Source organism: Pseudomonas sp. NFX98, from assembly GCF_047784845.1.
GTDB lineage: Bacteria > Pseudomonadota > Gammaproteobacteria > Pseudomonadales > Pseudomonadaceae > Aquipseudomonas.
On sequence record NZ_JBLNNF010000017.1, the window covers coordinates 22,702 to 46,864 of the forward strand.

General features: G+C 56.9%; 35 protein-coding genes. 27 read left to right on the plus strand and 8 right to left on the minus strand.

The window, feature by feature from the left end; translation table 11 throughout:
• Positions 1-10: 10 nt before the first annotated feature.
• The 24 genes from rplV to bfr all read left to right on the plus strand — a co-directional run bounded on the left by rplV (position 11) and on the right by bfr (position 12,905).
• A complete protein-coding gene (rplV, locus tag ACM110_RS21600; protein WP_003103908.1) occupies positions 11-343 on the plus strand; it encodes a 50S ribosomal protein L22 in 333 nt (110 codons plus the stop codon).
• A gap of 13 nt (positions 344-356) precedes the next feature.
• Positions 357-1,043 (plus strand): 30S ribosomal protein S3, encoded by a 687-nt coding sequence (rpsC, locus tag ACM110_RS21605; RefSeq protein ID WP_003176422.1) that lies wholly within the window; start codon positions 357-359, stop codon positions 1,041-1,043.
• Positions 1,044-1,055: 12 nt separating this feature from the next.
• Positions 1,056-1,469 (plus strand): 50S ribosomal protein L16, encoded by a 414-nt coding sequence (gene rplP / locus ACM110_RS21610; RefSeq protein ID WP_003228729.1) that lies wholly within the window; start codon positions 1,056-1,058, stop codon positions 1,467-1,469.
• The gene (rpmC, locus tag ACM110_RS21615; RefSeq protein ID WP_002555481.1) at positions 1,469-1,660 is read left to right on the plus strand and encodes a 50S ribosomal protein L29; all 192 of its coding nucleotides are present in this window, start codon (positions 1,469-1,471) and stop codon (positions 1,658-1,660) included. Before rplP ends, rpmC begins: the two co-directional genes overlap by 1 nt.
• A gap of 3 nt (positions 1,661-1,663) precedes the next feature.
• Positions 1,664-1,930 carry a 30S ribosomal protein S17 gene (gene rpsQ, locus ACM110_RS21620; protein ID WP_003176419.1) on the plus strand — a complete coding sequence of 89 codons (267 nt, stop codon included), beginning with the start codon at positions 1,664-1,666 and terminating at the stop codon, positions 1,928-1,930.
• Between the two features lie 23 nt (positions 1,931-1,953).
• Positions 1,954-2,322 carry a 50S ribosomal protein L14 gene (gene rplN, locus ACM110_RS21625; protein WP_002555479.1) on the plus strand — a complete coding sequence of 123 codons (369 nt, stop codon included), beginning with the start codon at positions 1,954-1,956 and terminating at the stop codon, positions 2,320-2,322.
• 11 nt (positions 2,323-2,333) lie between these two features.
• The gene (rplX, locus tag ACM110_RS21630; RefSeq protein ID WP_003176416.1) at positions 2,334-2,648 is read left to right on the plus strand and encodes a 50S ribosomal protein L24; all 315 of its coding nucleotides are present in this window, start codon (positions 2,334-2,336) and stop codon (positions 2,646-2,648) included.
• Between the two features lie 22 nt (positions 2,649-2,670).
• On the plus strand, positions 2,671-3,210 hold the full coding sequence (gene rplE / locus ACM110_RS21635) for a 50S ribosomal protein L5 (protein ID WP_003210069.1): 540 nt from the start codon (positions 2,671-2,673) through the stop codon (positions 3,208-3,210).
• A 13-nt stretch (positions 3,211-3,223) separates the two neighbouring features.
• On the plus strand, positions 3,224-3,529 hold the full coding sequence (gene rpsN / locus ACM110_RS21640; RefSeq protein ID WP_003176414.1) for a 30S ribosomal protein S14: 306 nt from the start codon (positions 3,224-3,226) through the stop codon (positions 3,527-3,529).
• A 209-nt stretch (positions 3,530-3,738) separates the two neighbouring features.
• The gene (rpsH, locus tag ACM110_RS21645; RefSeq protein WP_017848802.1) at positions 3,739-4,131 is read left to right on the plus strand and encodes a 30S ribosomal protein S8; all 393 of its coding nucleotides are present in this window, start codon (positions 3,739-3,741) and stop codon (positions 4,129-4,131) included.
• A 12-nt stretch (positions 4,132-4,143) separates the two neighbouring features.
• Positions 4,144-4,677, plus strand: a complete 534-nt coding sequence (gene rplF, locus ACM110_RS21650; protein ID WP_003176412.1) for a 50S ribosomal protein L6 — start codon at positions 4,144-4,146, stop codon at positions 4,675-4,677.
• A gap of 10 nt (positions 4,678-4,687) precedes the next feature.
• Positions 4,688-5,038 (plus strand): 50S ribosomal protein L18, encoded by a 351-nt coding sequence (gene rplR, locus ACM110_RS21655; RefSeq protein ID WP_003186037.1) that lies wholly within the window; start codon positions 4,688-4,690, stop codon positions 5,036-5,038.
• A 3-nt stretch (positions 5,039-5,041) separates the two neighbouring features.
• The gene (gene rpsE, locus ACM110_RS21660; RefSeq protein ID WP_003186035.1) at positions 5,042-5,542 is read left to right on the plus strand and encodes a 30S ribosomal protein S5; all 501 of its coding nucleotides are present in this window, start codon (positions 5,042-5,044) and stop codon (positions 5,540-5,542) included.
• 2 nt (positions 5,543-5,544) lie between these two features.
• Positions 5,545-5,721: a 50S ribosomal protein L30 gene (rpmD, locus tag ACM110_RS21665; protein ID WP_003176408.1), complete on the plus strand. Its 177-nt coding sequence runs from the start codon at positions 5,545-5,547 to the stop codon at positions 5,719-5,721.
• A 3-nt stretch (positions 5,722-5,724) separates the two neighbouring features.
• On the plus strand, positions 5,725-6,162 hold the full coding sequence (gene rplO / locus ACM110_RS21670; protein WP_003228720.1) for a 50S ribosomal protein L15: 438 nt from the start codon (positions 5,725-5,727) through the stop codon (positions 6,160-6,162).
• Positions 6,163-7,491 (plus strand): preprotein translocase subunit SecY, encoded by a 1,329-nt coding sequence (gene secY, locus ACM110_RS21675; protein WP_003228718.1) that lies wholly within the window; start codon positions 6,163-6,165, stop codon positions 7,489-7,491.
• Positions 7,492-7,515: 24 nt separating this feature from the next.
• The gene (gene rpmJ / locus ACM110_RS21680) at positions 7,516-7,632 is read left to right on the plus strand and encodes a 50S ribosomal protein L36 (protein ID WP_002555468.1); all 117 of its coding nucleotides are present in this window, start codon (positions 7,516-7,518) and stop codon (positions 7,630-7,632) included.
• Positions 7,633-7,762: 130 nt separating this feature from the next.
• On the plus strand, positions 7,763-8,119 hold the full coding sequence (gene rpsM, locus ACM110_RS21685) for a 30S ribosomal protein S13 (RefSeq protein WP_009045849.1): 357 nt from the start codon (positions 7,763-7,765) through the stop codon (positions 8,117-8,119).
• Positions 8,120-8,149: 30 nt separating this feature from the next.
• On the plus strand, positions 8,150-8,539 hold the full coding sequence (gene rpsK, locus ACM110_RS21690) for a 30S ribosomal protein S11 (RefSeq protein ID WP_002555466.1): 390 nt from the start codon (positions 8,150-8,152) through the stop codon (positions 8,537-8,539).
• Between the two features lie 18 nt (positions 8,540-8,557).
• Positions 8,558-9,178, plus strand: a complete 621-nt coding sequence (gene rpsD, locus ACM110_RS21695) for a 30S ribosomal protein S4 (protein WP_003176404.1) — start codon at positions 8,558-8,560, stop codon at positions 9,176-9,178.
• Between the two features lie 22 nt (positions 9,179-9,200).
• Positions 9,201-10,202: a DNA-directed RNA polymerase subunit alpha gene (locus tag ACM110_RS21700; RefSeq protein ID WP_007924176.1), complete on the plus strand. Its 1,002-nt coding sequence runs from the start codon at positions 9,201-9,203 to the stop codon at positions 10,200-10,202.
• Between the two features lie 42 nt (positions 10,203-10,244).
• Complete coding sequence (gene rplQ, locus ACM110_RS21705; protein ID WP_007970429.1) at positions 10,245-10,631, plus strand: 50S ribosomal protein L17; 387 nt, start codon at positions 10,245-10,247, stop codon at positions 10,629-10,631.
• A 205-nt stretch (positions 10,632-10,836) separates the two neighbouring features.
• Positions 10,837-12,291 carry a catalase gene (locus tag ACM110_RS21710; RefSeq protein WP_416129378.1) on the plus strand — a complete coding sequence of 485 codons (1,455 nt, stop codon included), beginning with the start codon at positions 10,837-10,839 and terminating at the stop codon, positions 12,289-12,291.
• Positions 12,292-12,440: 149 nt separating this feature from the next.
• Positions 12,441-12,905 carry a bacterioferritin gene (gene bfr / locus ACM110_RS21715; protein ID WP_007970123.1) on the plus strand — a complete coding sequence of 155 codons (465 nt, stop codon included), beginning with the start codon at positions 12,441-12,443 and terminating at the stop codon, positions 12,903-12,905.
• 66 nt (positions 12,906-12,971) lie between these two features.
• Here the strand turns inward: bfr and uvrA are convergent, their stop codons facing one another.
• The gene (gene uvrA / locus ACM110_RS21720) at positions 12,972-15,806 is read right to left on the minus strand and encodes an excinuclease ABC subunit UvrA (RefSeq protein ID WP_416129379.1); all 2,835 of its coding nucleotides are present in this window, start codon (positions 15,804-15,806) and stop codon (positions 12,972-12,974) included.
• 191 nt (positions 15,807-15,997) lie between these two features.
• Here uvrA and ACM110_RS21725 point away from each other — a divergent pair, with 191 nt between their 5' ends.
• From ACM110_RS21725 to ACM110_RS21735, 3 genes are all read left to right on the plus strand, one after another.
• On the plus strand, positions 15,998-17,395 hold the full coding sequence (locus ACM110_RS21725) for an MFS transporter (protein ID WP_416129380.1): 1,398 nt from the start codon (positions 15,998-16,000) through the stop codon (positions 17,393-17,395).
• A gap of 9 nt (positions 17,396-17,404) precedes the next feature.
• Entirely contained in the window at positions 17,405-17,929 is a 525-nt protein-coding gene (locus tag ACM110_RS21730; protein WP_019693874.1) for a single-stranded DNA-binding protein, read from the plus strand.
• Between the two features lie 147 nt (positions 17,930-18,076).
• On the plus strand, positions 18,077-18,928 hold the full coding sequence (locus ACM110_RS21735; RefSeq protein WP_416129381.1) for an AraC family transcriptional regulator: 852 nt from the start codon (positions 18,077-18,079) through the stop codon (positions 18,926-18,928).
• Between the two features lie 65 nt (positions 18,929-18,993).
• Here the strand turns inward: ACM110_RS21735 and ACM110_RS21740 are convergent, their stop codons facing one another.
• From ACM110_RS21740 to ACM110_RS21770, 7 genes are all read right to left on the minus strand, one after another.
• Positions 18,994-19,494, minus strand: coding sequence for a YkgB family protein (locus tag ACM110_RS21740; RefSeq protein ID WP_416129382.1), 501 nt, complete (start codon positions 19,492-19,494; stop codon positions 18,994-18,996).
• A gap of 190 nt (positions 19,495-19,684) precedes the next feature.
• Positions 19,685-20,842, minus strand: coding sequence for a glutathionylspermidine synthase family protein (locus ACM110_RS21745; protein WP_416129383.1), 1,158 nt, complete (start codon positions 20,840-20,842; stop codon positions 19,685-19,687).
• Positions 20,843-20,854: 12 nt separating this feature from the next.
• Positions 20,855-21,565, minus strand: coding sequence for a DUF1190 domain-containing protein (locus tag ACM110_RS21750; protein ID WP_338583407.1), 711 nt, complete (start codon positions 21,563-21,565; stop codon positions 20,855-20,857).
• Positions 21,566-21,581: 16 nt separating this feature from the next.
• Positions 21,582-22,010, minus strand: coding sequence for a DUF350 domain-containing protein (locus ACM110_RS21755; protein ID WP_416129384.1), 429 nt, complete (start codon positions 22,008-22,010; stop codon positions 21,582-21,584).
• Positions 22,011-22,022: 12 nt separating this feature from the next.
• Positions 22,023-22,709 (minus strand): DUF2491 family protein, encoded by a 687-nt coding sequence (locus ACM110_RS21760; protein WP_416129385.1) that lies wholly within the window; start codon positions 22,707-22,709, stop codon positions 22,023-22,025.
• A 51-nt stretch (positions 22,710-22,760) separates the two neighbouring features.
• Positions 22,761-23,324: a rhomboid family intramembrane serine protease gene (locus tag ACM110_RS21765; RefSeq protein WP_338583403.1), complete on the minus strand. Its 564-nt coding sequence runs from the start codon at positions 23,322-23,324 to the stop codon at positions 22,761-22,763.
• A gap of 130 nt (positions 23,325-23,454) precedes the next feature.
• Entirely contained in the window at positions 23,455-24,153 is a 699-nt protein-coding gene (locus tag ACM110_RS21770) for a PspA/IM30 family protein (RefSeq protein WP_416129386.1), read from the minus strand.
• Positions 24,154-24,163 lie beyond the last annotated feature (10 nt).

Here is a 24,163-nt window from a genome sequence, read left to right on the forward strand (position 1 = left end):
GGGTTAGGAAATGGAAGTAGCCGCTAAGTTGTCGGGCGCTCGAATCTCCGCCCAGAAAGCCCGCTTGGTCGCCGACCAGATCCGCGGGAAGAAGGTGGGCGAAGCGCTCAACCTGTTGGCTTTCAGCAGTAAGAAAGCCGCCGAGATCATGAAGAAAGTGCTGGAGTCGGCCGTAGCCAACGCCGAGCATAACGAAGGCGCAGACGTTGATGACCTGAAGGTCAGCACCGTTTTCGTCAACGAAGGGCGTTCGCTGAAGCGCATCATGCCACGTGCCAAAGGCCGTGCTGATCGCATCGTCAAGCGGTCTTGCCATATCACTGTCAAGGTTGCTGACAAGTAACGGAGTCGAAGAGATGGGTCAGAAAGTACATCCCATTGGCATTCGCCTGGGAATCGTCAAGGAGCACACCTCCGTCTGGTACGCAGACGGTCGGACTTATGCGGACTACTTGTTCGCTGATCTGAAGGTGCGTGAGTATCTCCAAGACAAACTAAAAAGCGCGTCCGTAAGCCGTATCGATATCCATCGTCCGGCCCAAACTGCACGTATCACCATCCACACCGCTCGTCCAGGTATCGTTATCGGGAAGAAAGGTGAAGATGTTGAGAAACTGCGTCAGGACCTGACCAAGCAAATGGGTGTGCCTGTGCACATCAATATCGAAGAGATCCGCAAGCCGGAACTCGACGGTATGCTGGTTGCGCAGAGCGTAGCTCAGCAGCTGGAGCGTCGCGTTATGTTCCGTCGCGCTATGAAGCGCGCTGTACAGAACGCAATGCGCATTGGTGCCAAAGGCATCAAAATCCAAGTGAGCGGTCGTCTCGGCGGTGCTGAAATCGCACGTACTGAATGGTATCGCGAAGGTCGTGTGCCACTGCACACCCTGCGTGCCGACATCGACTATGCCAACTACGAAGCTCACACCACCTACGGTGTGATCGGTGTAAAGGTTTGGATCTTCAAAGGCGAAGTAATTGGTGGTCGCCAAGAAGAACTGAAACCACAAGCACCAGCGCCTCGTAAAAAAGCTGCTAAGTAAGGGGTACGCCAAATGTTGCAACCAAAGCGTACGAAGTTCCGCAAGCAAATGACTGGTCACAACCGTGGCCTGGCATTGCGCGGTAGCAAAGTCAGCTTCGGCGAGTTCGCGCTGAAGTCTGTTGCTCGTGGTCGTCTCACCGCTCGTCAGATCGAGTCAGCGCGTCGTGCTCTGACCCGTCACGTAAAACGTGGCGGCAAGATCTGGATCCGTGTATTCCCGGACAAGCCGATCTCCAAGAAGCCTCTCGAAGTGCGGATGGGTAAAGGTAAGGGTAACGTGGAATACTGGGTTGCCCAGATTCAGCCAGGCAAAGTCCTGTATGAAATCGAGGGTGTTTCTGAAGAGCTGGCGCGTGAGGCTTTCGCCCTGGCTGCTGCAAAGCTGCCGCTCGCCACCTCCTTTGTTAAACGGACGGTGATGTGATGAAAGCGAATGAACTTCGTGAAAAATCCGCACAGCAGCTGAACGAGCAACTGCTCGGCCTGCTGCGCGACCAGTTCAATCTGCGTATGCAGAAAGCAACTGGCCAGTTGGGGCAGTCTCATCTGCTCTCGCAAGTTAAGCGTGACATCGCTCGCGTGAAGACTGTGCTCAACCAGCAGGCAGGTAAGTAAATCATGGCTGAAGCCGAAAAAACTGTCCGTACGCTGACTGGCCGTGTTGTCAGCGACAAGATGGACAAAACCATCACCGTTCTGATCGAGCGTCGCGTTAAGCACCCGATCTACGGTAAATACGTTAAGCGTTCGACTAAGCTGCACGCGCACGACGAAACCAATCAGTGCCACATCGGCGACAAAGTCACTATTCGTGAAACTCGTCCTTTGGCCAAGACCAAGTCTTGGGCGCTGGTTGATGTTCTCGAACGCGCTGTGGAAGTCTAAGGACTAGGGGTCGGAGAAATTATATGATTCAGACTCAATCCATGCTCGATGTGGCCGATAACAGCGGCGCTCGCCGTGTTATGTGCATCAAGGTGCTGGGTGGCTCCCATCGTCGTTACGCTGGTATCGGTGACATCATCAAAGTTACCGTCAAGGAAGCAATTCCTCGCGGTAAAGTGAAAAAAGGCCAAGTGATGACTGCTGTTGTAGTCCGCACTCGTCACGGCGTACGCCGTGCTGATGGCTCCATTATCCGCTTTGATGGCAACGCTGCTGTTCTTCTGAACAACAAGCAAGAGCCGATCGGCACCCGTATCTTTGGGCCAGTGACCCGTGAACTTCGTACTGAGAAGTTCATGAAGATCGTCTCGCTCGCCCCAGAAGTGCTGTAAGGAGATCCGACATGCAAAAGATTCGTCGTGACGACGAGATCATCGTGATCGCCGGCAAAGACAAAGGTAAGCGCGGTAAGGTGCTTAAGGTTCTCGCTAACAACCGTCTGGTTATTGGTGGTCTGAACCTGGTCAAGCGTCATACCAAGCCTAACCCGATGTCGGGCGTGCAGGGCGGTATCGTCGAAAAAGAAGCTCCACTGGATGCTTCTAACGTCGCCATTTTCAACGGCGAAACCAACAAGGCTGACCGCGTTGGTTTCAAAGTAGAAGACGGCAAGAAAATTCGTGTCTTCAAGTCGACCCAAAAAGCGGTTGATGCTTGAACACTGCTAGGTAGATGAGACCATGGCACGACTAAAAGAGATTTACCGGAAGGAAATTGCTCCGAAACTTAAGGAAGAACTTAAGCTTTCGAACGTGATGGAAGTTCCGCGCGTTACCAAAATCACTCTGAACATGGGTCTGGGCGAAGCGATCGGCGACAAAAAAGTCATCGAGCACGCTGTTGCTGACCTGGAAAAGATCACCGGCCAGAAAGTCGTTGTGACCTACGCTCGCAAATCCATCGCTGGCTTTAAAGTCCGTGAAGGTTGGCCGATCGGCGTCAAAGTGACCCTGCGCCGTGAGCGTATGTACGAGTTCCTGGATCGTCTGCTGTCGATCTCCCTGCCTCGGGTTCGCGACTTCCGCGGCCTGAATGCCAAGTCCTTCGATGGTCGTGGTAACTACAGCATGGGCGTAAAAGAGCAGATCATCTTCCCGGAAATCGACTACGACAAGATCGATGCTCTCCGCGGTCTGGACATTACCCTGACCACCACTGCCAAGAACGATGATGAAGGCCGCGCTCTGCTGCGTGCATTCAAATTCCCGTTCCGCAACTGATTGGAGTAGGACCATGGCCAAGATGAGCATGAAAAACCGCGAGCTGAAGCGTCAGCTCACGGTTGCCAAGTACGCCAAGAAGCGTGCAGCACTGAAAGCAATCATCGTTGATCTGAACGCAAGTCCAGAAGCGCGTTGGGAAGCTACAGTAGCCCTGCAGAAGCAGCCACGTGACGCAAGCGCTTCGCGCATGCGTAACCGCTGCCGCCTGACCGGTCGTCCACACGGCGTTTACCGCAAGTTCGGCCTCGGTCGTAACAAACTGCGTGAAGCGGCAATGCGTGGTGACGTACCAGGTCTGGTTAAAGCCAGCTGGTAAGTACTGTCAAAGTCTCGGTGGGAAGGTTCGCAAGATCCTGACCACCGGTGGCCTTGAATCTGAATCAAGCCCCTTTTGGGGCTTGATTCATTTCTGGGGTGTGTCTAGAATACCCGGCTCGCCTGAGCCCGTGTTTTCTATACTCGGAGATTCTCGGCGACACGTAGTAGCCGCAAGGCTAATTTTTCTGTATTAGGAGCGTCTAGCCCATGAGTATGCAGGACCCGTTAGCGGACATGCTAACTCGAATCCGTAATGCCCAGATGGCTGAAAAGTCCGTCGTAAGCATGCCATCTTCTACTTTGAAGGTAGCTGTTGCCAAAGTCCTGAAGGACGAAGGTTACATTGCGGGTTATCAGATCAGCAGCGAAATCAAACCACTGCTGTCTATCGAGCTGAAATATTTCGAAGGCCGTCCGGTTATCGAAGAAGTGAAGCGCGTTAGCCGTCCAGGCCTGCGTCAGTACAAGTCCGTCGAAGATCTGCCGAAAGTTCGTGGCGGTCTCGGTGTGTCTATCGTCTCCACCAACAAGGGTGTGATGACTGATCGTGCTGCGCGCGCTGCCGGTGTCGGCGGCGAAGTTCTTTGCACTGTGTTCTAAGGGGGGATAAGCATGTCTCGCGTCGCTAAGAACCCCGTTAAGCTGCCAGCCGGTGTCGAAGTAAAATTCGCAGGCCAACAGCTTTCGGTGAAGGGTGCCAAGGGCACTCTCGAACTGAACATCCATTCGTCCGTTGAGATCGTTGAAGAAGCTGGTGAGCTGCGTTTCGCTGCTCGCAATGGCGATCAACAGACTCGCGCAATGGCTGGTACCACTCGTGCGTTGGTAAACAACATGGTCCAAGGCGTAAGCCAAGGCTTCGAGCGCAAGCTCCAGCTGGTCGGTGTTGGTTACAAAGCGCAAGCAAAAGGCACAGTGCTGAACCTGGCTCTTGGCTTCTCGCACCCAGTGGATTACGAACTGCCGGAAGGCATCACCGCTGAGACTCCTAGCCAGACCGATATCCTGATCAAGGGCATCGACAAGCAGCTGGTAGGTCAAGTGGCCGCCGAGATCCGCGACTTCCGTCCACCAGAGCCGTACAAAGGCAAAGGTGTGCGCTACGCGGACGAAGTCGTCCGTCGTAAAGAAGCCAAGAAGAAGTAGGGCATAGCAAATGACCGACAAAAAAGTTACTCGACTGCGTCGCGCTCGCAAAGCACGCCTGAAAATGCACGAACTCGAAGTCGTGCGTCTCTGCGTGTTCCGCTCTTCGCAGCACATCTACGCCCAGGTCATTTCGGCCGACGGCAACAAAGTCCTGGCATCTGCCTCGACTTTGGATAAAGAACTGCGTGATGGCGCCACTGGCAACATCGACGCGGCCACTAAGGTTGGCCAGCTGGTCGCTACGCGTGCTAAGGCCGCTGGCGTCTCGCAGGTGGCTTTCGACCGCTCTGGCTTCAAGTACCACGGCCGCGTTAAAGCGCTGGCTGATGCTGCTCGTGAAGCTGGGCTGGAGTTCTAAGTTATGTCAAATAACGACCAAAAGCGCGACGAAGGCTACATCGAGAAGCTGGTTCAAGTTAACCGCGTAGCCAAAACCGTTAAAGGCGGCCGTATCTTCACCTTCACCGCGTTGACCGTGGTTGGTGATGGTAAAGGCCGTGTTGGCTTCGGCCGTGGCAAGTCGCGTGAAGTGCCTGCTGCGATCCAGAAGGCAATGGAAGCTGCTCGCCGCAACATGATCCAGGTTGATCTGAACGGCACCACTCTGCAGTACGCAATGAAGTCCGCTCACGGCGCTTCGAAGGTGTACATGCAGCCTGCTTCTGAAGGTACCGGTATCATCGCTGGCGGCGCTATGCGTGCTGTCCTCGAAGTTGCTGGCGTTCAGAACGTTCTGGCCAAGTGCTACGGCTCGACTAACCCGGTAAACGTGGTTCACGCCACTTTCAAGGGTTTGAAAGCAATGCAGTCTCCTGAATCCATTGCCGCCAAGCGTGGCAAAAGCGTCAAGGAGATCTTCTGATCATGGCTACCGTAAAAGTAACGCTGATCAAAAGCATGACCGGCCGCATCCCTAACCACAAACTGTGCGTTAAGGGTCTGGGTCTGCGTCGCATCGGTCACACTGTAGAAGTCCAGGATACTCCCGAGAATCGCGGGATGATCAACAAGGCTTACTACATGCTGCGTGTCGAGGGTTAATCGATGAAACTCAATGATCTGAGTCCAGCGCCGGGTTCCCGTCGCGAAAAGCATCGTCCGGGCCGTGGTATCGGTAGTGGTTTGGGTAAGACTGGTGGCCGTGGTCACAAAGGTCAAACCTCCCGCTCCGGTGGCACCATTGCTCCAGGCTTTGAAGGCGGTCAACAGCCGCTGCATCGTCGCCTGCCGAAGTTCGGTTTCGTTTCCCTGAAGGCCATGGACCGCGCAGAAGTGCGTCTGTCCGAGCTGGCTAAAGTGGAAGGCGACATCGTCACCGTGCAGTCCCTGAAAGATGCCAACGTGATCAACGTCAACGTACAGCGTGTGAAAATCATGCTGTCCGGTGAAGTGACTCGCGCTGTCACTATCGGCAAGGGAATCGGCGCCACCAAAGGTGCGCGTGCGGCTATCGAAGCAGCTGGCGGCAAGTTCGAGGAATAAATGGCTAAGCAAGGTGCTCTCTCTGCGCTCGGCAAAGGCGGTATGTCTGAACTTTGGGCTCGTCTGCGTTTTCTGTTCCTGGCGATTATCGTCTACCGAATAGGCGCACACATCCCGGTTCCAGGTATCAACCCGGACCGACTCGCGGACCTGTTTCGACAGAATGAGGGGACCATTCTTAGCTTGTTCAACATGTTTTCCGGCGGCGCGCTGGAGCGGATGAGCATCTTTGCACTGGGGATCATGCCGTACATTTCGGCATCGATCATCATGCAGCTGATGACAGCCGTCAGCCCGCAGCTGGAGCAGTTGAAGAAGGAAGGTGAAGCTGGCCGTCGCAAGATCAGCCAGTACACCCGCTACGGCACTGTCGTCCTAGCTCTCGTTCAAGCCATTGGCATGTCCATTGGTCTGGCAGGGCAGGGCGTTGCGTTCACTGGTGACTTTGGCTTCCATTTCGTCGCGGTATCCACTTTTGTGGCTGGTGCGATGTTCATGATGTGGCTGGGTGAGCAGATTACTGAGCGTGGTGTTGGCAACGGTATCTCGATGTTGATTTTTTCGGGTATCGTCGCCGGTCTTCCGAGAGCGATCGGGCAGTCTTTCGAGTCTGCACGTCAGGGTGATATCAACATCTTCGCCCTGGTTGCCATCGGTTTGCTGGCAGTAGCGATTATCGGTTTCGTGGTGTTCATTGAGCGTGGTCAGCGTCGTATTGCTGTTCACTACGCCAAGCGTCAGCAAGGCCGCAAGGTTTTTGCTGCGCAGACTAGCCACTTGCCGCTGAAGGTGAACATGGCCGGCGTTATTCCGGCCATTTTCGCGAGCAGCATTTTGCTGTTCCCGGCTTCGTTGGGTGCCTGGTTCGGTCAGTCTGAAGGTATGGGCTGGTTGCAGGACATCTCGCAGTCGATCGCTCCTGGTCAGCCGTTGAATATTCTGCTGTTTAGTGCAGGGATTATTTTCTTCTGCTTCTTCTATACGGCGTTGATGTTCAATCCGAAAGACGTAGCGGAAAACCTGAAGAAGTCCGGTGCCTTTATTCCGGGCATCCGTCCAGGTGAGCAGTCTGCGCGCTACATTGATGGCGTTCTGACTCGCTTGACCATGTTCGGTGCTCTTTACATGACGGCCGTGTGCCTGCTGCCCCAGTTCCTGGTGGTTGCAGCCAACGTTCCGTTCTACCTTGGCGGGACCTCGTTGCTGATCGTCGTCGTGGTTGTGATGGACTTCATGTCCCAAGTACAATCGCACCTCGTTTCGCACCAGTACGAATCCCTGATGAAGAAAGCCAACCTGAAGGGTTACGGCAGCGGCATGCTGCGCTGACCCATAAGGTTCGAGGAGTTGGTGATGAAAGTTCGTGCATCGGTGAAAAAGCTGTGCCGTAACTGCAAGATTATTCGCCGCGAAGGTGTTGTTCGAGTAATTTGCAGCGCGGAACCGCGTCACAAACAGCGCCAAGGCTGAGTGTGATTGTGCTTCAAGCCCGGTAGCTAGTGCGCTACCGGGTTGATTATTTGTTATTACAGCGATATTATCTCGCGCCCTATTTCTTGGCTTCCGGGGCGTAGGTAGCTGTCAATTGGAGTCCCACTGAATGGCCCGTATTGCAGGCGTTAACATTCCAGATAACAAGCATACTGTTATCTCGCTGACCTACATCTATGGTGTTGGTCGCACTACTGCACAGAAAATTTGTGCAGAGACTGGGGTAAACCCAGCAGCAAAGATCAAAGATCTGAGCGACGAGCAAATTGAACAGCTGCGTGGCGAAGTGGCGAAGTTCACCACTGAAGGTGACCTGCGTCGCGAAATCAACATGAAAATCAAGCGCTTGATGGACCTCGGTTGCTATCGCGGTCTGCGTCATCGTCGCGGTCTTCCAGTACGCGGTCAGCGTACCAAGACCAACGCGCGTACCCGTAAAGGTCCGCGTAAGCCGATCCGCAAGTAATCGCCCCAGCGAATCGACAGGAATTTAATCATGGCAAAACCTGCTGCTCGTCCTCGTAAAAAAGTTAAAAAGACAGTGGTTGATGGCATCGCCCACATCCATGCATCTTTTAACAACACCATCGTGACCATCACCGACCGTCAAGGTAACGCTCTTTCCTGGGCTACCTCCGGTGGTTCGGGTTTCCGCGGTTCCCGCAAGTCCACCCCGTTTGCTGCTCAAGTAGCTGCTGAACGTGCTGGTCAAGCTGCGCTGGAATACGGCCTGAAAAACCTCGACGTAAACGTCAAAGGTCCAGGTCCAGGTCGTGAATCCGCAGTCCGCGCTTTGAACGGCTGTGGCTACAAGATCGCCAGCATCACCGACGTGACGCCAATCCCGCACAACGGGTGCCGTCCGCCGAAGAAGCGCCGCGTGTAATCCAGGAGATTGTAAAGAATGGCTCGTTACATTGGTCCAAAATGCAAACTCGCTCGTCGCGAAGGCACCGATCTCTTCCTGAAGAGCGGCGTGCGCGCGATCGAATCGAAGTGCAACATTGAAGCAGCACCTGGTATCCACGGCCAACGCCGCGGTCGCCAGTCCGACTACGGCACCCAACTGCGTGAAAAGCAGAAGGTCCGTCGTATCTACGGCGTTCTCGAGCGTCAATTCAGCGGCTACTACAAAGAAGCTGCTGGCAAGAAAGGTGCAACCGGTGAAAACCTGCTGCAACTGCTCGAATGCCGTCTGGACAACGTTGTATACCGTATGGGCTTTGGTTCGACTCGTGCCGAATCCCGTCAGCTGGTATCGCACAAGTCGATCAGCGTAAACGGTCAGACCGTTAACGTTCCGTCCTACCAGGTTCGTGCTGGTGACGTGGTCGCTGTTCGCGAGAAAGCAAAAAACCAACTTCGCATTGTCCAAGCTCTCGATCTGTGTGCCCAACGTGGCCGCGTAGAATGGGTAGAAGTAGACACTGAGAAGAAGTCGGGCGTTTTCAAGAACGTTCCAGCTCGCAGTGATCTGTCCGCCGACATCAACGAAAGCCTGATTGTCGAGCTCTACTCCAAGTAAGGGCTAGAAAATAGGTGCATCCATGCAGATTTCGGTAAATGAGTTCCTGACACCCCGCCACATTGATGTGCAGGTTGTCAGTCCAACCCGCGCCAAGATCACTCTCGAGCCTCTCGAGCGTGGCTTTGGCCACACCCTGGGCAACGCGCTGCGCCGCATCCTGTTGTCCTCAATGCCTGGCTGTGCAGTAGTCGAGGCCGAGATTGACGGTGTGCTCCACGAGTACAGCGCCATCGAAGGTGTACAGGAAGACGTAATTGAAATCCTGTTGAACCTTAAAGGTCTGGCTATCAAGCTGCACGGCCGTGACGAAGTTACGCTGACCTTGTCGAAGAAGGGTTCGGGGGTGGTTACCGCTGCCGATATTCAGCTGGATCATGATGTCGAGATCGTTAATCCCGATCACGTAATCGCTAACCTGGCGTCTAACGGCGCCCTGAACATGAAGCTCGTAGTAGCTCGTGGTCGTGGTTATGAACCAGCCGACTCGCGTCAGAGCGATGAAGACGAAAGCCGCAGCATCGGTCGCTTGCAGCTTGATTCTTCGTTCAGCCCGGTTCGCCGTATCGCATACGTGGTGGAAAACGCCCGTGTTGAGCAGCGTACTAACCTGGACAAGCTGGTTATTGATCTGGAAACCAACGGTACTCTGGATCCTGAAGAGGCTATCCGCCGCGCTGCAACCATTCTGCAACAGCAGTTGGCTGCGTTCGTCGACCTCAAAGGTGACAGCGAACCTGTGGTAATCGAGCAGGAAGACGAGATCGATCCGATCCTGCTTCGCCCGGTTGACGATCTGGAACTGACTGTACGTTCGGCTAACTGCCTTAAGGCGGAAAACATCTACTACATCGGCGACCTGATTCAGCGTACCGAAGTAGAGCTGTTGAAGACTCCGAACCTGGGCAAGAAATCCTTGACTGAAATCAAGGACGTTCTGGCCTCCCGCGGTCTGTCCCTCGGCATGCGCCTCGACAACTGGCCGCCTGCAAGTCTTAAGAAGGACGACAAGGCGACTGCCTGATCGTCGTAATCACCGAACGTAGTGTTTGGTAAGGAATGAACCATGCGTCATCGTAAAAGTGGTCGTCACCTCAGCCGCACCAGCTCGCACCGCAAGGCCATGTTCCAAAACATGGCGGTGTCGCTGTTCGAGCACGAGCTGATCAAAACTACTCTGCCAAAAGCTAAAGAACTGCGCCGCGTTGCTGAGCCGCTGATCACTTTGGCCAAGACAGATAGCGTTGCTAACCGTCGTCTGGCTTTCGACCGTACTCGTTCGAAAGCTATCGTTGGTAAGCTCTTCAACGACCTGGGCAAGCGTTACGCTACCCGTGAGGGTGGCTACCTGCGCATCCTCAAGTGCGGTTTCCGCGCTGGCGACAACGCGCCAATGGCGTACGTCGAGTTGGTTGATCGTGCTACTGCTGGCGAAGCTGTTTCTGCCGAGTAAGACGTCAAATACAAAAAACCGGGCCTAGTGCCCGGTTTTTTGTGCGCGCTCGAAAAGTGCGACGGCGATTGATTGCCTTCCTATTCGATTAGATATTTTCTATCGATTGGCATCAGTCAATGAATTAGAAGGTGTCATCTGGATCATCAATACTTCCTCTCAGCCGATTAGCCGGCAGTTTGAGACTGACAAAGGAAGAGATCGCATGAGCCAGAATAAAACGCTTACCACCGCCAGTGGCGCTCCTGTCGCCGATAATCAGAATTCCCGTTCCGCAGGCCCGAGAGGCCCGCTGCTGCTCGACGACTTTCACCTGATCGAGAAGCTTGCTCACTTCAACCGTGAAAACATCCCTGAGCGTCGTGTGCACGCCAAGGGTTCAGGTGCTTACGGCACGTTCACCGTAACTCGTGATATCACTCAATACACCAGCGCGAAGCTGTTCGACGCCGTCGGCAAGCAAACACCAACCTTTCTCCGGTTCTCCACGGTCGGTGGCGAGCGCGGTTCGGCTGATACCGAGCGTGATCCACGTGGTTTTGCGTTGAAGTTCTACACCGAAGAAGGCAACTGGGACATCGTCGGCAACAACACGCCGGTGTTCTTTATCCGTGATCCGCTCAAATTCCCGGACTTCATCCACACCCAAAAACGGCTCCCGCAAAGCAACCTCAAAAGCGCGCAGGCAATGTGGGACTTCTGGTCGCACTCTCCGGAGGCGCTGCACCAGGTCACCATCCTGTTTTCGGACCGAGGCATCCCTGATGGTTACCGCCACATGCACGGCTTCGGTAGCCACACCTATAGCCTGATCAGCGCCAATGGCGAGCGTCATTGGGTGAAGTGGCACTACAAGACCAAGCAAGGGATCAAGAACCTGGCGCCGGCAGAGGCAGCGCGCTTGGCCGGGACTGATCCGGATTACGCTCAGCGCGACCTGTTCGAAGCCATTGAGCGCGGTGATTTCCCGAAATGGAGCGTATGCATCCAGATCATGACCGAGTCCCAGGCCGCCGCGCATTATGAAAACCCGTTCGACGTCACCAAAACCTGGTCGCAGAAAGAGTTTCCGTTGATCGAAGTCGGCGAGCTGGAGTTGAATCGCAACCCGCTCAACTACTTTGCTGAAGTCGAGCAAGCGGCGTTCGGCCCAAGCAATATGGTGCCGGGTGTAGGCCTGTCGCCGGATCGCATGCTGCAAGGTCGTGTGTTTGCCTACGCTGATGCCCATCGCTACCGTATTGGCACCAATCACCAGCAACTGCCTGTGAACGCTCCGCGTAGCCCGGTCAACAGCTACCAGCGCGATGGTTCGATGGCGTTTGGCAGTAATGGCGGCGCAACGCCGAATTACGAGCCGAACAGTTATGTCGATTCGCCGAAGCAGGCACCTCGCTATGCCGAGCCAGCGCTCGCCTTAAGCGGTGCGGCTGATCGCTACGATCATCGCGAGGATACCGACTACTACAGCCACGCGGGTGCGTTGTTCCGTTTGATGAGCGACGAGCAGAAAACATTGCTGGTCAGCAACATCGCGGGGGCAATGGCGGGTGTATCGAGTGATGTGGTTGATCGTCAGTTGCAGCATTTCTTCAAGGCCGATCAGGCGTATGGAGAAGCAATCGCAAAGCTGCTGAACGTACAGCTTAACGAAGTCTAAATGAGAAGCAGAACCGCCCTTATTTGGGCGGTTTTTGCGTTATTTCGGCTGCTTTTCTCAGAATATCTTCGCTTTTATTGCGTCTGGCGAGTGACGTTATGGCCGTGTTGGTTCAAACTACAGACTTTCAAGCAGGGAGATGTAGGGCGATGCAAGGCCACCCAGACGTTATCGATTACCTCAACACGTTGCTGACCGGCGAACTGGCCGCGCGTGATCAATATTTCGTCCATTCGCGGATGTATGAGGACTGGGGTTTTACCAAGCTCTACGAACGAATCAACCACGAGATGGAAGAAGAGGCCGGGCACGCTGATGCCCTGATGCGCCGGATTCTGATGCTCGAAGGCACGCCACGCATGCGTCCGGACGATCTCGATGTTGGCACCACGGTCACCGAGATGCTCGAAGCGGATTTGCGGCTGGAGTACAAGGTGCGGGCTGCGCTGTGCAAGGGCATCAAGCTCTGCGAGCAGCACAAGGACTATGTCAGCCGCGAAATGCTACGGGTTCAATTGCATGACACTGAAGAAGATCACACCTACTGGCTCGAGAAGCAGTTGGGTCTGATCAAGCTGATCGGTCTCGAGAACTACCTGCAATCCCACGCCTGATTGCAACTGATACAAAAAAGCCCCTGTCACTGATGAAGTGACAGGGGCTTTTTCATGGGGCCTGGGTTAAGCCCGATCACGCTCCAGCAGCGGTTTCAGGTAGTAGCCAGTGTGCGATTGCTTCATTTCGGCCACTTCTTCCGGTGTGCCGACAGCAATGATCTGCCCGCCTTTTGACCCGCCTTCCGGACCCAGATCCACCAGCCAGTCAGCGGTCTTGATCACGTCCAGGTTGTGCTCGATCACCACCACCGTGTTGCCGTGGTCGCGCAGTCGATGCAGCACGTCGAGCAACTGCTGAATATCCGCGAAGTGCAGGCCGGTGGTCGGCTCGTCGAGGATGTACAGGGTTTTGCCGGTGTCGCGCTTGGACAGCTCGCGGGACAGTTTGACCCGCTGCGCCTCACCACCGGACAGGGTGGTCGCCGATTGCCCGAGCTTGATGTAGGACAGGCCGACGTCCATCAACGTCTGTAGCTTGCGCGCCAGGGCCGGTACCGCGTCGAAGAACACACGGGCCTCCTCGATAGTCATCTCGAGCGTTTCGTGGATGCTCTTGCCCTTGTACTTGATCTCCAGCGTTTCGCGGTTGTAGCGCTTGCTCTTGCACACGTCGCAGGGCACGTAGATGTCCGGCAGGAAGTGCATTTCCACTTTGATCAGGCCATCGCCCTGACAAGCTTCGCAGCGTCCGCCCTTCACGTTGAAGGAGAACCGTCCAGGCCCGTAACCGCGGGAGCGGGATTCGGGTACGCCAGCGAAAAGCTCGCGAATCGGTGTGAACAAACCGGTGTAGGTCGCCGGGTTGGAGCGAGGTGTACGGCCGATCGGGCTTTGGTCGATATCGACGACCTTATCCAGATGCTCCAGACCCTTGATGCTGTCATGAGCGGCAGCTTCAAGCGTTGTTGCGCCGTTCAACGCCGTGGCGCTCAGCGGGAAGAGCGTGTTGTTGATCAGCGTCGACTTGCCCGAACCGGAGACGCCGGTCACGCAGGTCAGCAAGCCGATTGGAATGTCCAGATCGACGTTGCGCAAGTTGTTGCCGCGAGCGCCCTTGAGCGACAGCGACAGCTTTTTGTTGCGCGGTGTGCGCTTGGCCGGCACTTCGATTTTGACCCGGCCCGACAGGTACTTACCGGTCAACGAATCCGGATGAGCCATGACCTCGGCCGGCGTGCCTTCTGCAACGATGTGCCCGCCATGAACCCCCGCGCCCGGGCCGATATCAACCACGTAGTCGGCCAAACGGATTGCGTCTTCGTCGTGCTCGACCACGATCACGGTGTTGCCGATGTCCCGCAGGTGTTTCAGGGTGCCGAGCAATCGGTCGTTATCGCGCTGGTGCAGGCCGATCGACGGTTCGTCGAGGATGTAGAGAACGCCGACCAGACCGGCGCCGATCTGGCTCGCCAGGCGAATACGCTGCGCTTCGCCACCGGACAGGGTGTCTGCACTGCGATCCAGCGACAGATAGTCGAGGCCGACGTTGACCAGGAACTGCAGGCGCTCGCGGATTTCCTTGAGGATTTTGTCGGCAATCTCACCACGACGGCCGGTGAGTTTCAGCCCGCCGAAGTAGTCGCAAGCATCGCCGATGGGCAGATTGGTCACCGCCGGCAAGGTTTTCTCGCCAACCCACACGTGCCGCGCTTCACGACGCAGGCGGGTGCCGCGACAGTCCGGGCATGCCTGGGTGCTGAGGAACTTGGCCAGCTCTTCGCGTACCGAGGCCGACTCGGTTTCGCGATAACGGCGTTCCAGGTTCGGCACGATGCCTTCGAACGGGTGCGAGCGTTTGACGATATCGCCACGGTCGTTCAGGTATTTGAAGTCGACGTTCTGCGAGCCGCTGCCGTGCAGGATCTGCTTCTGCTGATCGGCCGGCAGCTCGTTGAACGGCACTTCCAGGCTGAATTTGAAATGGGACGCCAGTGAACCGAGCATCTGGAAGTAATAGACGTTGCGCCGGTCCCAGCCACGGATCGCGCCTTCGGCAAGCGTCAGCTCGCCATTGACCAGTCGCTTGATGTCGAAGAATTGCTTAACGCCCAGGCCATCGCAGGTCGGGCAGGCGCCGGCCGGGTTGTTGAAGGAAAACAGCTTCGGTTCGAGTTCACTGATGGCGTGGCCGCAAATCGGGCAGGCGAAACGCGCGGAGAAGATCATTTCTTCGCCCGGCTCGTCGTCCATCGGTGCGACCAGGGCGATGCCGTCCGCCAGCTTCAGCGCGGTCTCGAAGGACTCGGCCAGACGCTGTTGCAGGTCCGCACGGACCTTGAAACGGTCGACCACCACATCAATGGTATGTTTTTTCTGCTTGTCGAGCTTGGGCGCTTCGTCCAGTTCGTAGAGCTTGCCGTTGATGCGGGCACGCACAAAGCCTTGGGCGCGCAGCTCTTCGAAGACCGACAGGTGTTCGCCTTTACGCTCGCGGATCACCGGGGCCAGCAACATCAGTTTGCTGCCCTCCGGTTGGGCGAGGACCAGGTCGACCATCTGGCTGACGGTTTGCGCTTCCAGCGGAATATCGTGGTCCGGGCAACGCGGAATACCCACGCGTGCATACAGCAAGCGCAGGTAGTCGTAGATTTCGGTAATGGTGCCGACGGTCGAACGCGGGTTGTGCGAGGTCGACTTCTGTTCGATGGAAATTGCCGGCGACAGGCCTTCGATGGTGTCGACGTCAGGCTTTTCCATCATCGACAGGAATTGCCGGGCGTAGGCCGACAGCGATTCGACGTAGCGGCGCTGGCCTTCGGCGTATAGCGTGTCAAAGGCCAGGGACGACTTGCCGGAGCCGGACAGGCCGGTGATGACGATCAGCTTGTCCCGTGGCAGGGTCAGGTCGATGTTCTTCAGGTTGTGGGTTCGAGCCCCACGAATCAGGATCTTGTCCAAAGTGGCCTCGCTTGGCGGGCGTCGAAAACGTAGGAGTATACGGCCAAATACTGGATGGATGCACACTATCGAATGATGTCTTTGCAGCCTTACATGAAAGGTCTGTCATCTACACGCGGCAAAGCGTCGCGATATACCCTGCCAATCGATGGGACTGGTAGAATCGCCGCCGGTTCACATGAGGTTTTTCCATGCACGATCCCCACAGCGAACGCATGAGTGGCAGCGAGACCCGCGCAGCGAGCGGTCTGGCCCTGGTGTTCGCCTTCCGTATGCTTGGCATGTTCATGGTGTTGCCGGTACTGGCGACCTACGGCATGGACCTGGCAGGAGCGACCCCGGCCCTGATCGGGCTGGCCATTGGCGCTTACGGCCTGACCCAGGCGATTTTCCAGATTCCTTTCGGTTTCATTTCCGACCGCATCGGTCGCCGCCCGGTGATTTATCTTGGGCTGATCGTCTTCGCCCTCGGCAGCGTACTGGCGGCCAACGCCGATTCGATCTGGGGCGTGATCGCCGGTCGCATCCTGCAGGGCGCCGGGGCGATTTCCGCAGCGGTCATGGCGTTGCTGTCAGACCTGACCCGCGAGCAGCATCGAACCAAAGCCATGGCCATGATCGGCGTGACCATCGGGCTGTCGTTCGCCGTCGCCATGGTTGTCGGGCCGTTGCTGACTCGCGCTTTCGGCCTGTCCGGATTGTTCCTCGCTACTGGCGGCATGGCGCTGTTCGGCATCGTGATCGTGATGTTCATGGTGCCGCGCTCCACTGGCCCGCTGCAGCACCGTGAGTCCGGTGTCGCGCGCCAGGCATTGATCCCGACGCTCAAACATCCGGACCTGCTGCGCCTGGACCTGGGCATTTTTGTCTTGCACGCGATGCTGATGTCGAGCTTCGTTGCCTTGCCGCTGGCGTTGGTGGAAAAAGCCGGGCTGCCCAAGGAACAGCACTGGTGGGTGTACCTGACTGCGCTGCTGATTTCTTTCTTCGCCATGATCCCGTTCATTATCTATGGCGAGAAGCGACGCAAAATGAAACGAGTTTTGCTCGGCGCCGTCGTGACGCTGATGCTCACTGAGCTATTCTTCTGGCAGTTCGGCGATAGCTTGCGGACTCTGGTGATCGGGACCGTGGTGTTTTTCACTGCGTTCAATCTGCTGGAAGCTTCGCTGCCGTCGCTGATCAGCAAGGTTTCACCGGCGGGCGGCAAAGGCACGGCGATGGGGGTTTATTCCACCAGTCAGTTCCTGGGATCGGCACTGGGCGGTATCCTCGGCGGCTGGTTGTTCCAGCATGGCGGTTTGTCGGTTGTCTTCCTCGGTTGCGCCGGGCTGGCTGCACTTTGGCTGGTCTTTGCTGTTACCATGCGTGAACCTCCCTACGTGACAAGTCTGCGCTTGCCGTTGTCGCCCGAGGCGATCCGCGAAGCGGGTCTGGTCGAGCGCCTGAAGGCCGTCGTAGGGGTAACAGATGCAGTGATAGTCGCTGATGAGGCGGCCATTTACATCAAATTGGACACCGAACTATTGGATCGCACCACCCTTGAAAGCCTGGTGAACAACCCGGCCGGGGCAGCGTGCGTAGCCTAGGAGAACGTAATGGCCCGTGGGGTTAACAAAGTCATATTGGTCGGCACTTGCGGCCAGGATCCTGAAGTTCGCTACCTGCCGAACGGCAACGCCGTGACCAACCTGAGTCTGGCGACCAGCGAGCAGTGGACCGACAAGCAAACCGGTCAGAAAGTCGAAAAGACCGAATGGCACCGTGTGTCGATGTTCGGCAAAGTTGCAGAAATCGCTGGCGAGTACCTGCGTAAAGGTTCGCAGGTCTACATCGAAGGCAAACTGCAGACTCGCGAGTGGGAAAAAGACGGCATCAAGCGTTACACCACTGAAATCGTGGTCGACATGCAAGGCACCATGCAATTGCTGGGCGGCCGTCCACAGGGCGACCAGCAAGGCCAGGGCGGCGGCGGTAACAACTACCAGCAATCCGCTCCGCGCCAACAGGCTCCTCGTCCTCAGCAATCGGCACCGCAACAGCGTTCGGCCCCGGCTCCACAGCAGGCCGCACCACAGCCAGCTCCGGACTTCGACAGCTTTGATGACGATATTCCGTTCTAGGAATTAGCTTCGAGCCAGGCAAAGCCCGGCACTCCTTAGAGGATGCCGGGTTTTTTGTTGCCTGCACGTTCTCAAGGCCAGTGCAATAAGGGCCGGAATTCTCAGTGATATGATGCAATTCGTCTAAAACTGACACCGGGTTGCCCCATGGATCGCCTGTCTACATTGCTGTCCCAGTTCGGCGTTCGCGCGAGCCTGTTCTACAGTGGCAAGCTCTGCGGAGTGGCTGCTTATGACGGCGCTGACCAGCGCGGTCATATCCATCTGTTGCAGGCGGGCACCGTTACGCTGAAAGTGCCTGGCGGCAGCGATACGCTGATTGACCGCCCCAGCCTGGTTTTCCTGCCGCGTCCCAGTCGCCATCAATTGATCGGCGGTGAACCCGAGGGCGCTCAGCTGTTGTGTGCGTCGCTGGCATTCGACGGCGGTGCCAGCAACCCCATTTCTGCTTCGCTGCCCGATCTTATGGTGCTGTCCCTGGATGAGCTGCCGCTGCTGGCCGATACGCTGACGTGGCTGTTCAGAGAGGCAGCGGATGTGCACTGCGGCAGGGAGGCGGTGCTTGATCGCTTGTTCGAGTTGTTGATCATCCTGCTGTTCCGGCACCTGCTTGATCACCATCAGTTGAGCACTGGAATGATGGCCGGGTTGGCGGATTTGCGGCTGTCCCGTTCGTTGATTCAGATGCACGAGGCGCCACACCAGGCGTGGTCGGTTGCGGAGCTGGCGAATGAGTCGAACATGTCCCGCGCCGCGTATGCGGTGCACTTTCGCTCGGTGTTAGGGCAGACACCTGCTGACTACCTGCTGAGTTGGCGGATCAGTCTGGCGCAGAAGCGCCTGCGTGAGGGGCGCCCGATTACGCTGATTGCCGACGAGGTCGGTTATGAAAGTCCTTCGGCGCTTGCCCGGGCGTTTCGGCGCAAGACCGGTTGTAGCCCTCGGGACTGGATGAAATCTCTGAACGGTGAGGGCGCGGAGCGCGGTCAATCGTTGTAGGCAGAAATGAAAAAGGCCTGAAACATCGAACTGTTTCAGGCCTTTTTCATTGTGAAGTTGTCAGCTCAAGGCGTTTCCAGCTTGGTCAGGGAATGACCCGCCACGAAGAGGGAGGCGGCAAGCAATCCAAGGTCCTTGAGGAGGAACTGGCCCGGTGCAATCGAGATAGCCGGGAAGCCGAGGCCGGGTTCGAACACGCCAGGCGTCGAGAACATGAAGCTCAATGTCGTGACGAACAGCCCGGCGGACAGAGCGCCTCCAATCAGTGAAAGCTTTGGCGACAGCAGGCGGCCGGCGATCAACACGCCAATCGAGACCTCAAGCACCCCCAGCAGGCTGGAAAACAGATCGACGCTGAAGATCTGATACACCCAGCCCAGCAATGGGCTGTTGCTCACCAGTGGAACCAGACCTTCTGCTTCGTAGTGGGTGAATTTCATTCCACCGAACCAGAAGTAGATGACGGCGAGGGCGAAGTAAATGCCGTAGGTCCCGATCGCTGTGGTTTTAACGCCGAGCGATGAGGTGTTCGACGCGCTGACAGTGCTGATATTCGAAGTGTTCATTGTTCAGGCTTCCAGTGAGTTTGGCTAGAAAGTTAAGCCCCCGCGGTTCACCTTGGGAGTGACGCTATTGTTGGCGCTGGCCTGATTCTTTTGGGTTCTGGCGGTATTGCGTTTGGTGCAGATCGTCTAAACGTGCGGACAAAAAAAGCCCAGGGCTTTAGAAGCGCTGGGCTTTTTCATGGGGATGGATTCAGTCGAGAATCAGGTGCGGCAAGAACCGACTCGAATCCTTGGTGATCAGGCTGTTGTCTTCCCGCACACCAATACCCGCCGCCTGATCGGCGATCATCCAGGAGCCGATCAGCGTATAGCTGTCGCCGAACTTCGGAAGCGGGGCGAACTCTTGCAGGATGAAGGGCGCATCCGTGTAGGGCCCGTCCTGTTTTACGATCAGGCCGTCAGCAGTTTGCAGTTCTATGTTGGCGCCTTCCCGCGAGAAGAACGGCTTGCGCACCCAGCCCTTGGGCACCGCTTTGCCCGGGTCGGTATCAAGATGGGCGGCGAGCAGGTTCGGGTGGCCTTTGTTGAACTCCCACAGCAACGGCAGGATGCCTTTGTTGGAGATGATCGATTTCCAGGCCGGCTCGAAAAACTGCGTGTCACTCTGGGCGATCGCTGCACCAAAGGGTTCGTGGAAGATGAACTCCCAGGCATGCAGCTTGAACAGGTGAGGAATCCAGCGATCTTCGAGGTCGACGAAGCGTCCTTCGCTGGTGAGCCCGATGTCTTCGATGTCGATATGCCGTGATTCGATACCGACTTTTTCTGCGACCAGACGCAGGTAATCGGTGGTGCCTTTGTCCTCCATCGAGTCTTTCATCGAGGCGAAGTAAAAGGGCTGTTTGAGCTGCAGTTGGGCGAAAGCCTGATGCAGTTTGGTGTCGATGCTGTTGAACTGGTCGGCCTGCTTGGGCAGCAAACCGCGCTCGATGCATTGCTCCAGCCAGCCCCACTGAAATGCCGCCGCCTCGTACAGGCTGGTGGGCGTGTCGTAGTTCAATTCCAGTAATTTGGCGGGGCCGTTACCGTTGTAGGAAAAATCCAGGCGCCCGTACAGATGTGGGTGGCCTTCGAGCCAAGACGTACGAATCAGGTCGTAGAACGGCGCAGGAATGCTCAGGCGTTCCAGCAATTCTTCGCTCTGAACCACGCGGGCCACCAGGTCCATGCACATCTCATGGATCTCGGTGGTCGGGTCTTCCAGATCGTTTTCGATCTGCTTGAGCGTGAATTGGTAATACGCGCTCTCGTCCCAATAGGGTTCATCGTCAATGGTGTGAAACAGAAAGCCGAGGCTTTCGGCAGTCTGTTTCCAGTCATGCCGTTCTGCGCAGTGGATCTTCTTCATGGCCGTGTTTCCTTAACTGCTCGATCCGCCGCCCCAGCCACTGCGGGCACTGGCCTTGCTGCCGAAGCCGCCACGGGAGGTGGAGGAGGCCACTGAGATCGGCTTGCTGGCCGAGCGGGTGCTTGCCGTGCTGTAGCCGCGGCCGTACTTCGCCTGATCGGACCGGGTAAACGTCGTGCCCTTGGAAATCCGCTGGCCGAGTGTCGAGGAGGCATAGTTGCCGCGGTCATCGCGATAGCGGTACACAGGTTCGGAGTAGTAGCTGTTGCGGTTGTTGCTCAACATGTTGCCGATCAATAAACCGGTCAGCAGGCTGCCGGTGGAGAAGCCTGAACCGCCACTGTTCGCTTGTTCGGCAGGCAATTGCGCTTTGGCGGCGTCCACCTGGGATTGCGTCACCTGGCCATCGGCCGTCAGTTCGAAACCGCCCAGCCTTGGGATGAACTTGCCGGCAGAGTCCTGCTGGCACCAGTCGGCGACGAAGTCGGCGTCGCAATCGGCCTGGTTGTCGTACACCGGCGCAAGGCGACGATGCTCGGCCAGGGCAGTCATGTAGGCGTCCGAGCAGACGTCCACCGGCAGTTTTTCGTCGGCGCATTGCTGGACGGACTGGAAGTTGTATTTCTTCTGTACCGAATAGGTTTTTTCCGTTGGCCCGCAGCCTGATATCGCCATGGCGACCGACGCGGCCAGCGAGAGCTGAACGTACTTGCTTCGTTTCATCCGGATCTCCGCGCGATCAGTTCTGGGAAGGGGTCATGCACGCGGCGTTCAACATGCCGACGCTGATGGCCACTGCCGCGACGTAGATGCCTGCAGCGATTTCACCTTTCTGGATGCGTTCGGACGCGCCTTTGAGCACCAGGCTGGTCATCAGGAATGCCAGCAACTGGACGAACGCGGCAATCACCGCCCAGACGACGAAGTCGAGGATGCTGATCGAATAGGCAATGACATTGCTGGCCGGAATGGCAAACCCGACGATGGCGCCACCCAGGGCGATCGCGGCGGCAACGTTGCCCGAACGGATCAGTTCAAATTCCTTGTGCGGCGTGATTCGGGTGTAGATGAACTGGAACAGGGCGAACAACGCGGCCGCACCGACAATGTACGAAACAAACCCGAGGACCGCGGTTTGGTTCAGGGAAATGGAGAGTGCTTCGAGCATGATTGTTCCTGTTTAGTAAATGGTCAGGTCGGTGGTGTACAGCGAGATGCCCAGCGAAGTGCTCAAGCTGATGCTGCCTTCGGCGTCTTCTTCGACGGAGAACAGCAGGAATTCCCGGCGGTTGGTCAGGCCGGTGTCGCGGGCGTACAACATCGAGTGGTGCTCGATGCGGTAGTTCTCGTCCGGGTTGCTCAACTGCTCGCTCAGCGCCACGAGTTCGGTCTGGCCAGACTCGGTTCCCCATTCACGGGTGTATTCGACACCGTTATGGCTGTAGGTCGGCAAGCCGATCAGGCTGTCGGGGCCGGCCAGTCGGCGTAGCTCCGCTTCACTGCTGATGGTCACGTAGTCGAGGTAGTTGAACAGGATCACCGACTCGACCTGCCCGGCGATATCGCCGGTGGTGTGCACTTGCAGCCAGTGGTCTTCGTCGTTCATGTAATAGCGTGACAGCCAGGCCGATTGGCCGAGCTCGATGGTGCCGGCGCTCCAGATCTGTTGGGCGGCGGGCACGGCCACGGAGGTTTTGCCGTCGAGCAGCAAGGTCAGGGTCGAGTCGAACATCACGCTTTTGCCTGATGCCAGGCCCAGCGGGCCGACGGGCGACTCATTGAGTGGGGCGTTGTCATTGGCGATCCACTTCGAGTTCGAGTTCGAGTTTGGAGCCTCGAGCCCCATCATCTGTTTAAACCATCCCATTGAAGACTTCCTTGAGGGGAGAAGAGGCGATGCAGGCACATTCAAATGCGCTTATGGGGCGGCATTTAACCGAGTGCGCGACGCGGGGGAAAGTACCTTGGCCGCAATAAAACCGGCGAACGCACCAAAGATATGCCCTTCGAACGAAACACCCTGGCGGGGCAGGAAACCAAAGATCAGGCCGCCATACAGCAGCGTCACAACGCTGGCCGTCAGCAGGTTGCCCCAACTCCTCTGGAACCATGCGCGCGCCAGCAGGTACGCCCACAACCCGAACACCCAGCCGCTGGCACCGATGTGGTAGCCGGAAAAACCGAACAGCCAGACCAGCGAGCCGCCCAGCAAAATGATGATGGCGCTGACGGTGAAGAAGCGGTTGCGGCCTTCGACCATGACCAGAGTGCCCAGTATCAGAAAGGCAATCAGGTTGGCGCTCAAGTGAGCGAAGGAGCCGTGCAAAAAAGGTGAGGTAAGGATGCCGATCAGTCCGTGCATCGTTCTCGGCACCAGGCCGAAGGCAACAAGACTGTAGCCGGTCGCTGCATTGAGCAATTGCAGCACGACCATGAAGATCGCCAGAGCGGCGACTGTCTTGAAACCCTTCAGGGCATCCATCCTTGACCTCGACTTGACGTAGGAGCGAGCAAGCTCGCGATGGTCGTTAACGATGACGCGCAAAGCCTGATACCCCGTGGCGTACTCAGGTTTTTCGCGAGCATGCTCGCTCCTACAGGTGCGGCTTCGATTACTCGGCCGATTGTTTCTTCAGGCGTTCCAGAATTGCATTGGCGCTGCCTTCGTTTGGCGTAATGCCGGCCTCGCGAAGTTTGCGTTCCAGATCGTTACCGGTCGACGCTTCTGCCAGTTCATCCTGGGCGTTCAGTTCGGCGGCGCGTTGCTGTTGCTTGGCCTGCAGGCGGTTGAGGGTGCCGACCGCGGTTTCCAGCTTGCCATTTGCGCCGCCACTGGCGATCGAAGCGCTGACCTGGGCTTTCTGAACGCTTTCGCGAGCCTTGGCCATGTCCACTTGCTGGCGCAGGCTTTTGATGCGCGCTTCGGCTTTGTTGATATCCTTGCGCATGTTTTCGGCGTAGGTGCCGAACTCGGTGGCCTGCTTTTGTTCGACGTCCAGCTCATTGGTCAGGGTCGAAATGGCTTCGGCCACTTCCATCGCCAGGTCTTCGCGGTTGGCCTGGATCGCGGCCATGGCCTTGGATTCCAGATCCTTGATCTTGGCGTTGTACTCGCTGACGCGATCAGCCGACAGTTTGTGCTTGGCCATGATGGTGACCAGCTCGCGGCGGGCGCTGGCCAGGGCGCTGTCGGCTTCGCGGATTTCCTGGTCGAGAATGCGCAGGGCCTGTTGATCGACGATGGCTTCGCCGACTTCGGTGGCGCCGCCGCGCAATGCGGTGAACAACTTGCTCCAGATGGACTGAGTCATGTGGACATTC

Coding starts and splice junctions, on each gene's coding strand:
- rplV (WP_003103908.1), top strand. CDS start 11: ATGGAAGTAGCCGCTAAGTTGTCGGGCGCTCGAATCTCCGCCCAGAAA.
- rpsC (WP_003176422.1), top strand. CDS start 357: ATGGGTCAGAAAGTACATCCCATTGGCATTCGCCTGGGAATCGTCAAG.
- rplP (WP_003228729.1), top strand. CDS start 1,056: ATGTTGCAACCAAAGCGTACGAAGTTCCGCAAGCAAATGACTGGTCAC.
- rpmC (WP_002555481.1), top strand. CDS start 1,469: ATGAAAGCGAATGAACTTCGTGAAAAATCCGCACAGCAGCTGAACGAG.
- rpsQ (WP_003176419.1), top strand. CDS start 1,664: ATGGCTGAAGCCGAAAAAACTGTCCGTACGCTGACTGGCCGTGTTGTC.
- rplN (WP_002555479.1), top strand. CDS start 1,954: ATGATTCAGACTCAATCCATGCTCGATGTGGCCGATAACAGCGGCGCT.
- rplX (WP_003176416.1), top strand. CDS start 2,334: ATGCAAAAGATTCGTCGTGACGACGAGATCATCGTGATCGCCGGCAAA.
- rplE (WP_003210069.1), top strand. CDS start 2,671: ATGGCACGACTAAAAGAGATTTACCGGAAGGAAATTGCTCCGAAACTT.
- rpsN (WP_003176414.1), top strand. CDS start 3,224: ATGGCCAAGATGAGCATGAAAAACCGCGAGCTGAAGCGTCAGCTCACG.
- rpsH (WP_017848802.1), top strand. CDS start 3,739: ATGAGTATGCAGGACCCGTTAGCGGACATGCTAACTCGAATCCGTAAT.
- rplF (WP_003176412.1), top strand. CDS start 4,144: ATGTCTCGCGTCGCTAAGAACCCCGTTAAGCTGCCAGCCGGTGTCGAA.
- rplR (WP_003186037.1), top strand. CDS start 4,688: ATGACCGACAAAAAAGTTACTCGACTGCGTCGCGCTCGCAAAGCACGC.
- rpsE (WP_003186035.1), top strand. CDS start 5,042: ATGTCAAATAACGACCAAAAGCGCGACGAAGGCTACATCGAGAAGCTG.
- rpmD (WP_003176408.1), top strand. CDS start 5,545: ATGGCTACCGTAAAAGTAACGCTGATCAAAAGCATGACCGGCCGCATC.
- rplO (WP_003228720.1), top strand. CDS start 5,725: ATGAAACTCAATGATCTGAGTCCAGCGCCGGGTTCCCGTCGCGAAAAG.
- secY (WP_003228718.1), top strand. CDS start 6,163: ATGGCTAAGCAAGGTGCTCTCTCTGCGCTCGGCAAAGGCGGTATGTCT.
- rpmJ (WP_002555468.1), top strand. CDS start 7,516: ATGAAAGTTCGTGCATCGGTGAAAAAGCTGTGCCGTAACTGCAAGATT.
- rpsM (WP_009045849.1), top strand. CDS start 7,763: ATGGCCCGTATTGCAGGCGTTAACATTCCAGATAACAAGCATACTGTT.
- rpsK (WP_002555466.1), top strand. CDS start 8,150: ATGGCAAAACCTGCTGCTCGTCCTCGTAAAAAAGTTAAAAAGACAGTG.
- rpsD (WP_003176404.1), top strand. CDS start 8,558: ATGGCTCGTTACATTGGTCCAAAATGCAAACTCGCTCGTCGCGAAGGC.
- ACM110_RS21700 (WP_007924176.1), top strand. CDS start 9,201: ATGCAGATTTCGGTAAATGAGTTCCTGACACCCCGCCACATTGATGTG.
- rplQ (WP_007970429.1), top strand. CDS start 10,245: ATGCGTCATCGTAAAAGTGGTCGTCACCTCAGCCGCACCAGCTCGCAC.
- ACM110_RS21710 (WP_416129378.1), top strand. CDS start 10,837: ATGAGCCAGAATAAAACGCTTACCACCGCCAGTGGCGCTCCTGTCGCC.
- bfr (WP_007970123.1), top strand. CDS start 12,441: ATGCAAGGCCACCCAGACGTTATCGATTACCTCAACACGTTGCTGACC.
- ACM110_RS21725 (WP_416129380.1), top strand. CDS start 15,998: ATGCACGATCCCCACAGCGAACGCATGAGTGGCAGCGAGACCCGCGCA.
- ACM110_RS21730 (WP_019693874.1), top strand. CDS start 17,405: ATGGCCCGTGGGGTTAACAAAGTCATATTGGTCGGCACTTGCGGCCAG.
- ACM110_RS21735 (WP_416129381.1), top strand. CDS start 18,077: ATGGATCGCCTGTCTACATTGCTGTCCCAGTTCGGCGTTCGCGCGAGC.
- ACM110_RS21740 (WP_416129382.1), bottom strand. CDS start 19,494: ATGAACACTTCGAATATCAGCACTGTCAGCGCGTCGAACACCTCATCG.
- ACM110_RS21745 (WP_416129383.1), bottom strand. CDS start 20,842: ATGAAGAAGATCCACTGCGCAGAACGGCATGACTGGAAACAGACTGCC.
- ACM110_RS21750 (WP_338583407.1), bottom strand. CDS start 21,565: ATGAAACGAAGCAAGTACGTTCAGCTCTCGCTGGCCGCGTCGGTCGCC.
- ACM110_RS21755 (WP_416129384.1), bottom strand. CDS start 22,010: ATGCTCGAAGCACTCTCCATTTCCCTGAACCAAACCGCGGTCCTCGGG.
- ACM110_RS21760 (WP_416129385.1), bottom strand. CDS start 22,709: ATGGGATGGTTTAAACAGATGATGGGGCTCGAGGCTCCAAACTCGAAC.
- ACM110_RS21765 (WP_338583403.1), bottom strand. CDS start 23,324: ATGGATGCCCTGAAGGGTTTCAAGACAGTCGCCGCTCTGGCGATCTTC.
- ACM110_RS21770 (WP_416129386.1), bottom strand. CDS start 24,153: ATGACTCAGTCCATCTGGAGCAAGTTGTTCACCGCATTGCGCGGCGGC.